We start from the raw sequence: 6,961 nt of genomic DNA, 5'->3' as shown, positions 1-6,961 counted from the left end.
GTTACATTCCGAACCCGGAAGTTAAGCTTCTCTGCGCCGATGGTACTGCACTCGGGAGGGTGTGGGAGAGTAGGTCACCGCCGGACAATCTTTCGTAGAGGCCTCACACGTATCGTGTGGGGCCTCTACGCGTTTGTGTGGGCTTCGACTTCGGTCGGGGCCTTTTCTGTGTTTGGGAGGGCTCCGGCTGCGGTCGGGGCCCTTCTTGCATTTCCGGGGTGTTTCTTCTCTGCAGGTGCTGTCGCGGGGTGCAGGAGGCGGGCGGCGCCGCCCCAGCCGTCCCGCGGGACCGGCTCGTGCCGGCTCGTGGCAGGCTCTGGTGGATCGGTGGATCGGCGCGGGGGCTCGCCGCTGCAAGGCGTGGGGCCGCTTATCGGTGGTTTCCAGTTGGTTCCACCTCTAGTCAGTCCGAGCCGGCCCACTTCGGAGGCTGAGGGTTCGGATTCCGCTCTACTTTGGAGGAGGCTGAGGGGCGTAGGCGGCCTCGCCTCGCACCTATCTGGCTCGTAGACCGAGGCATCTCCAGCGCCGTCCTGGGGCGGCCCTAAGAATCCGCTGAATGTCGACCTTCGCCACGCTTGCGCAAGGTGGCCCTAATTGGGCAACCGCAGACAGAGTTCAGGTGTCATCAGCCCGCAGAGGCGGCATATCTTCGCGTGGCTGGGCCCGGTCCTCTCCCTCACGTAGGGCCGGTGGGATCGGACAGCGGCATGCGAGGCGATGGTGGGGGCGTCGTGCCCTCCGGCATGTGAGGTTTCCCCGCTATACACAACATGCCTGGAATGTCGCCGCACTCCCGGCCTCTCCGGGCTCTCGGGATCTCTCAGCCGGCCAAACGCGAGACCGGATGGCGCCTTGGAGGTGCAGGGTGAGGGGCTGGGGAGGAATTGGTTCGGGGAGGTGGGGAGATGGGAGAAGGGCCCGACGCAAGCAGCGTGGGGCCCTTCTGTGGTTGAGGGTTAGTTTGCTTTGGTGTTGACGTAGGTGACGGCGTATCTGGTGGCTACGGAGGTCCAGGGGACGGTGATCACTACGCCGTTGCGTTCGAAGACGCGGGCCTTTTCGGCCTCGGTGCCGTACTTCTGGGGGAGGGTGGCCAGTTCGGTGGCCTTGCCGGTGGCGGCGTCGAGGCGGACGAGGCGGGGGGCCAGGTCGCGGCGGTCGCCGGTTTCGAGGGCCAGCAGGCCCTGGTCGTCGGCGCGGATGTAGGTGAGGATCGTGTCCTGGGTGCCGGAGGACTCCCACAGCTGCTTGCCGGTCTTCAGGTCGTAGGCGAGGGCCTTGTTGCGGGAGCGCATGCTCTGCGGGACGTTCTGCGGGAACGTGGCCAGGTAGAGGCGGTCGTCGTGGATGGTGTAGCGGTGTTGTTCGAACAGGCCGTCGACCATGGCCACGGTGTTCATGGCGAGCATGTCCACCTCGGGGGTCTTGATCTCGGTCACCTTGGTGGCGGCGTCGGAGTAGACCGTGAAGGTGTTCTGGCCGCCGGACTCGCTGCGGATGATGGCGGGAGAGGCTGACAGAAGGCTGGTCATGAGGCTGAGCTGGCCCAGCGTGGCCTGCTTGGTGATCTTGCCGGTCTTCGGGTCGAGGTACTGGAGGCGGGTGCCGCCTCTGAAGGTGCAGTCGAGGATGACGGCGACCCGGGTGGCGGCGGTGTTGATGTCCTTGATGTGGCAGCCGTCGTCGGGGGACGCGGTGAGGCCCCACAGTTTGTGACCGTCGGTGAGGCGGTAGGCGGCCACCGCGTCGTCCAGCTCGGTGACGGCCACGCCGTCGGCGCTCATGATGCGGGGGACGTTGATGGAGTTCGCGAGGGTGGACTTCTCGGCCGGGATCTTGATCTTCCAGGTGAGCTTGCCCGTGGTGGCGTCGATGCCGGCCAGGTGGTCGCACGAGCTGCTGCTGCCGTACGCGATGGCCGCCTTGCCGGCGGACAGGTCCGGGGTGGCGCCGCAGAGCTGGGCGCCCGGCGAGGGGATGCCCCAGGAGCGTTTTCCGGACGTCAGGTCGTAGGCGAGGACGCCGTCCTTCTGGGCGCGGATGATGACCTTGTCGGTCAGCCAGCTGCCGAAGGCCAGGGCGGTGGTGAAGTCCCCGCTGCCGGCGTTGGGGAGGGGGACGTCCCATTCTGCCCCGTCGCTGCTCCCGCCGCCGAACGCGGTGAGGCCGCCGCCGGTCGTTCCGGTGGTGGCGACGAACCAGGCGGTGCCCGTGCTGACGGAGAGGAGGACCACGGCCGCGCCGGTGGCCAGCAGGGCGGTCTTCCACTTGGGCCGGGGGCTCTGCGGCTGCGGGGGCGCGGGGTGGTTGCCGTACGGTGTGCCGCTGCCCGGTGCGGGGGGCTGCGGGGGTTGGCCGTACGGCGAGGGCGCGCCGGGGGAGGGGTGGTTCGCTGGGTATGTGGGCTGGTTGCCCATGGGCGGCGGGTATGTGGGCTGGTTGCCCGTTGGGGGTTGGTATGTGGGTTGGTTGCCTGGTGGCGGTGGATATGCGGCTGGGTTGCCCGTTGGCGGGGCGTACGCGCCAGGAGAAGGAGCGTAGGGGGTGGCGGGCGGTTGCGGGTAGCCCGCGGGTGGGTAGGCGGCCGGGCCCGTGCCCTGCGGGGGGTGGGCGGCCGGGCTCTGGGGCCACGGCTGCGCGGGCGGAGGGTAGGCGCCGGGGTTGGGAGCCGGCTGGCCGTACGGGTTGGGGGGTGGGGAGCCGTACGGGCCGGGTGGGGTGTTGGAGTGGTCGGTCATGGTTGTTCCCCGTTCAGGCCAGCTGCCCGCGGACGTACGACGCCCACTGCCGTTCGAAGTCCGCCTTGCTCACGCCCAGCACCTTGAACAGTGCCGCCTCGCTGTCGTCGCCCTTGGCCCGGTAGGCCGCGATCACCGCGCTGGTCAGCTTCTGCTCGCCGTACCGCTGGGCGATGTAGCGCATGGCCAGGTGTCCCATCAGGTAGTGCACGTTCGTCATGCCGTTGGAGTCCCACGACGGGTTGTCGGGGAGCTCGCCTGAGAAGCGGGTGCTCAGGCGGCCGGCGAGGTAGGCGCGGCCTTCCTGGAAGCGGATGTTCTGGTTGATCGGGTGGCCGCGGTTGGCGGCGTACTCGGCGAAGCCCTCGATGACCCAGTTGGGCTTGCCGAAAAGGGAGAAGTCGGCGCTGTCCAGCCCGGCCAGGAGAGAGTGGGCCAGCTCGTGCGTGCTGATCTCCATGATGCCCTCGGACGACCGGAAGAAGGACGTGGTGGTGTCCATGACCACCCGGGTGCCGCCGACCTTGACGTCGTCGCCCAGGGAGGTCCAGGAGAGCATGGGGATGGACACGCCCGCTTCGTGCGCCTTCTCCTTGCGGAACAGGTTGCCGAGCTGGTTCTGCCCCTCGACCAGCGCGACCGCGAAACCGCCCGGCACGGGTGCGGTGGCGTCGCCGTTGCGCTTCCAGAAGTCCAGGTTCTTCTTCGCCGCGCCGGCGACCACCGGGGCGACGCGCCTGGCCATGGCCGCGTCCTGGGGACGGGCCAGGACGATGCTGGCGCCCGCGCGGACCACGGCGATGTCGGGCCAGATGTCCCACGGGCCCGGGTAGTACACGGACTTGCTGCCCTCGCTCACCATGGGCGGCGGCGCGCCGTCCACCTTGGTGACGACCAGGGGCGCGTCCTTGGACGCCTTCTCCAGCGTCCAGCGGTACCACTCCGAGACCGGTCGCAGGTCGATGCCGGCGAACCGGTGGACGAACGCGACGTCCTGGGTGAACTTCAGTGCCCGCCCGAAGCTGTCCTCGGCGCGGCCCTCGCGGCGCATCACCTTGTACGACGCCTCACTGAGCGGCACCTTGCGCAGGTTGGTGAACACCCTGCGCTGGTCGCGGATGAGCGTGGCGTTGTCCTTGTCGAAGATCGAGGTGAACGCGTCGGCGTTGCCGCTGCTCAGCGCCTTGCCGTGCTCGTAGACCAGCTTGTCGATCTCCTGGTCGGTGACGACCACGGCGTTCGGGTCGCTCTTGCCGGACGCCTCCTGCCGGCGCAGCGGGTCCTGCTCGCCGTTGATGCGCTCGCGCAGGACGAGGCCCACGCCGGCGCCCACGGCGATCGCCACCACGAGGGAGACGATGCCCATGGTGACCCAGAAGCCGGTCCGGCGCCTGGGCGGAGAAGGCGGACTGGGTGGAGGTGGTGGCGGCGGCTGCATGGCCGGCCACTGTTGCTGCTGCTGTTGCCCGTGATACTGCGGATAACTCGGCCCCGTTGTCACTTTTGCCCCGAGAGTGCTGGGAAACCCCGAAAGAGGGGAATCGTACCAGTGGCCACATCGCGCGTCTTCGGGGTGGTCGGGTTCTTTGTGGAGTGGTGAGTAGGTGAAGATGATTTCCGGCGACTCGTAGCGCGGTGTTGCCATTTTTCGTGATAATTCACCGCATGATCGCGGGCAGCGTGAGGACGCTTCCACGGCTGGCCATCGCGCTCGCCCTCCTGCCACCCCTGCTCGCCCCGGACACCGCCGCCGGGACGGCGGCACTGACGCCCCACGCGCCGCCGAGGCCGGGGAGCGCGCACGTGGCGCAGGGGCCCGCGAGCACGCATGTGGTGCAGGGGCCCGGGAGCACGCATGTGGCCCCGGAGCCGGTGACCGGGCGCGCCGCGCCCGGCCCGGTACGCATGCCGCACCGCCTCGGCCCCCCGGCGATCACCGGGAAGGCCCCGGCCGAGCAACCGAAGGCTGAGCAACCGAAGGCCGTGAAACCGAAGGCCGTGAAACCCGTCCCGACGAAGAAGATCACCGAGCGGCTCGACCGGTTCCTGGCGGGCCGGCCGGGCCCGGTCACGGCCATGGTCAAGGATCTGACGACCGGCCGCGTCTACCGCTACCACCCGGGCGAACGGCTGATCACCGCCAGCACGGCCAAGGTCCAGATCCTGATGGCGCTGCTGCTCGGGACGCCGTGGCGCGAGCTGCCCGAGTCCGTCAGGCACGACGCCGAGCTCATGATCCGCTACAGCGACAACCACGCGGCCGACCGCCTGTGGTTGCGGATCGGCGGCGCGGCGGGCTTCACCGGGGCCGGCAGGAGGTTCGGGCTCAAGCACACCAGGGGCGTCCCGGGAGACTGCGTCGACCTCTACTGCTGGGGAATTACCGAGACGTCGGTGGACGACCAGGTCCGCCTGATGAAGGCGCTGGTGTCCGGGAAGAGCCCGCTGAAGGTGAAGGAGCGCGCGCGGGTGCTCAGGCTGATGGGCGCGGTCGTTCGCGGCCAGGACTGGGGCGTCTCCGCCGCGGCCTGCGCGGGCGAGCGCGTGCGGCTGAAGAACGGCTGGCTGAAGCGCGTCTCCAACGGGCGCTGGGCCACGGTCAGCGTGGGGCTGATCCGGGGCCGCGGCCACGACTACGCGGTCGCCGTCCTCACCGAGGGCAGCGCCGAGGTGGGGGACGGCATCGCGACCGTCGAGGGCGTCGCCGCGCGGATCATGCGGGACTTCCGGAAGTGCCGGGCGTGACCAGCCGGTAGCCGACGCCGCGCACGGTCTGGATGAGCTGGTCGTCGTTGTCGCCGAGGCGCGCGCGCAGCCGTTTGACGTGCACGGCGATCGTGTTCGTCGAGGTGGTCGCGGCGGCGTGCCACACGTGCCGCATGATCTGCTCGCGGGTGACCGTGCGGTCGGCGTTGCGCATCAGGTACTGCAGCAGCTCGAACTCGCGCAGCGGGAGGTGCACGACGCGGCCCTCGACGCGTACCTGGTAGGCCTGGACGTCCAGTTCGACGCCGCCGACGGCCAGCACCTTGCGGGACTCGGGCGAGGCCGCCTGGATGAACGGCAGCAGTTCCGGCACCCGGTACGGCCGGGCCACGCAGGCCGCCGCCCCCGCCGCGAGCGCGCGTACGGCCTGCTCGGCGTTCCCCTCGCCGACGCCGAGCAGGACGGGCACGGCTCGCGCGAGCCGTACCGCGCGGACGAAGTCGACCGCGTCGATGACCGGGAGCGTGGCCGACACGAGCACCACGTCGGGCTGCAGCGCCCCCGCCTGGAGCAGCCCTTGGGCGCCGTCCGGCGCGCCGGTGACGGCCACGCCCTCGCGTTCCAGCGCCGTGGCCAGGTCATCCACCACGGCGTCGTCGGGGTCGGCGATGAGCAGTACGGGCTTGGTCCGCGTGTCCCCGTTCATCGTGGATGCCGCCTGCTGTGGGGTCATCAGCCGAAGCGTCCCGTGATGTAGTCCTCTGTTGCCTTCTCCGAAGGATTGGTGAACATGCGGGAGGTCTCGTCCATCTCGATGACCTTGCCGGGCTTGCCCTGGGCGGCCAGGTTGAAGAACGCGGTCCGGTCGCTGACCCGGGCGGCCTGCTGCATGTTGTGGGTCACGATCACGATCGTGAACTCTTCCTTGAGCTGGGCCATCAGGTCCTCGATGGCCAGCGTCGAGATCGGGTCGAGCGCCGAGCACGGCTCGTCCATGAGCAGGACCTGCGGCTTGACCGCGATCGCGCGGGCGATGCACAGACGCTGCTGCTGACCGCCGGACAGGCCGGCGCCGGGCTTGTTCAGCCGGTCCTTGACCTCGTTCCAGAGGTTGGCGCCCTTCAGCGACTCCTCCACGATGCCGTCGAGGGTGGACTTGCCGACCCGGCCGTTGAGGCGGAGCCCGGCGGCCACGTTCTCGTAGATCGACATCGTGGGGAACGGGTTGGGGCGCTGGAAGACCATGCCGACCATACGCCGGACCGAGACCGGCTCGACGGTGGGGGCGTACAGGTCTTCTCCGTCGAGCATGACCTTGCCCTCGACGCGGGCGCCGGGGATCACCTCGTGCATGCGGTTGAGCGTGCGCAGGAACGTCGACTTGCCGCATCCGGACGGGCCGATGAACGCGGTGATCGAGCGCGGCTCGATGGTCATCGACACGTCCTCGATCGCCTTGTGCGACCCGTAGTACGCGTCGAGGCCCGAGACCTGGATCTGCTTGGACATTGTGG

5 protein-coding genes and 1 rRNA gene are annotated in these 6,961 nt (G+C 69.4%); 2 read left to right on the top strand and 4 right to left on the bottom strand.

Translation table 11 applies throughout. The features are described 5' to 3' along the window. Window positions 1-86 (top strand): 5S ribosomal RNA (gene rrf, locus ACIBST_RS46360); the annotation flags it as partial. A gap of 873 nt (window positions 87-959) precedes the next feature. On the opposite strand, the gene ACIBST_RS46355 is transcribed toward rrf, so the two are convergent. Continuing rightward, on the bottom strand, window positions 960-2,420 hold the full coding sequence (locus ACIBST_RS46355) for a PQQ-binding-like beta-propeller repeat protein (RefSeq protein ID WP_397179834.1): 1,461 nt from the start codon (window positions 2,418-2,420) through the stop codon (window positions 960-962). A 334-nt stretch (window positions 2,421-2,754) separates the two neighbouring features. Further along, window positions 2,755-4,107 (bottom strand): hypothetical protein, encoded by a 1,353-nt coding sequence (locus ACIBST_RS46350; RefSeq protein ID WP_397179833.1) that lies wholly within the window; start codon window positions 4,105-4,107, stop codon window positions 2,755-2,757. 314 nt (window positions 4,108-4,421) lie between these two features. On the opposite strand from ACIBST_RS46350, the gene ACIBST_RS46345 reads away from it, so the two are divergent. After that, entirely contained in the window at window positions 4,422-5,486 is a 1,065-nt protein-coding gene (locus tag ACIBST_RS46345; protein WP_397179832.1) for a serine hydrolase, read from the top strand. Here ACIBST_RS46345 and ACIBST_RS46340 read toward each other — a convergent pair. After that, window positions 5,455-6,180, bottom strand: a complete 726-nt coding sequence (locus ACIBST_RS46340) for a response regulator transcription factor (RefSeq protein ID WP_352366039.1) — start codon at window positions 6,178-6,180, stop codon at window positions 5,455-5,457. The genes ACIBST_RS46345 and ACIBST_RS46340 overlap by 32 nt on opposite strands. Continuing rightward, on the bottom strand, window positions 6,180-6,956 hold the full coding sequence (gene pstB / locus ACIBST_RS46335) for a phosphate ABC transporter ATP-binding protein PstB (RefSeq protein ID WP_352322866.1): 777 nt from the start codon (window positions 6,954-6,956) through the stop codon (window positions 6,180-6,182). Before pstB ends, ACIBST_RS46340 begins: the two co-directional genes overlap by 1 nt. Between the last annotated feature and the right edge of the window lie 5 nt (window positions 6,957-6,961).

Source organism: Nonomuraea sp. NPDC049684 (assembly GCF_044465345.1).
In the GTDB taxonomy this organism is placed as follows: domain Bacteria; phylum Actinomycetota; class Actinomycetes; order Streptosporangiales; family Streptosporangiaceae; genus Nonomuraea.
This window is presented reverse-complemented; position numbering and strand designations above follow the sequence as displayed.

Coding starts and splice junctions, on each gene's coding strand:
- ACIBST_RS46350 (WP_397179833.1), bottom strand. CDS start 4,107: ATGGGCATCGTCTCCCTCGTGGTGGCGATCGCCGTGGGCGCCGGCGTG.
- ACIBST_RS46340 (WP_352366039.1), bottom strand. CDS start 6,180: ATGACCCCACAGCAGGCGGCATCCACGATGAACGGGGACACGCGGACC.
- ACIBST_RS46355 (WP_397179834.1), bottom strand. CDS start 2,420: ATGGGCAACCAGCCCACATACCCAGCGAACCACCCCTCCCCCGGCGCG.
- pstB (WP_352322866.1), bottom strand. CDS start 6,956: ATGTCCAAGCAGATCCAGGTCTCGGGCCTCGACGCGTACTACGGGTCG.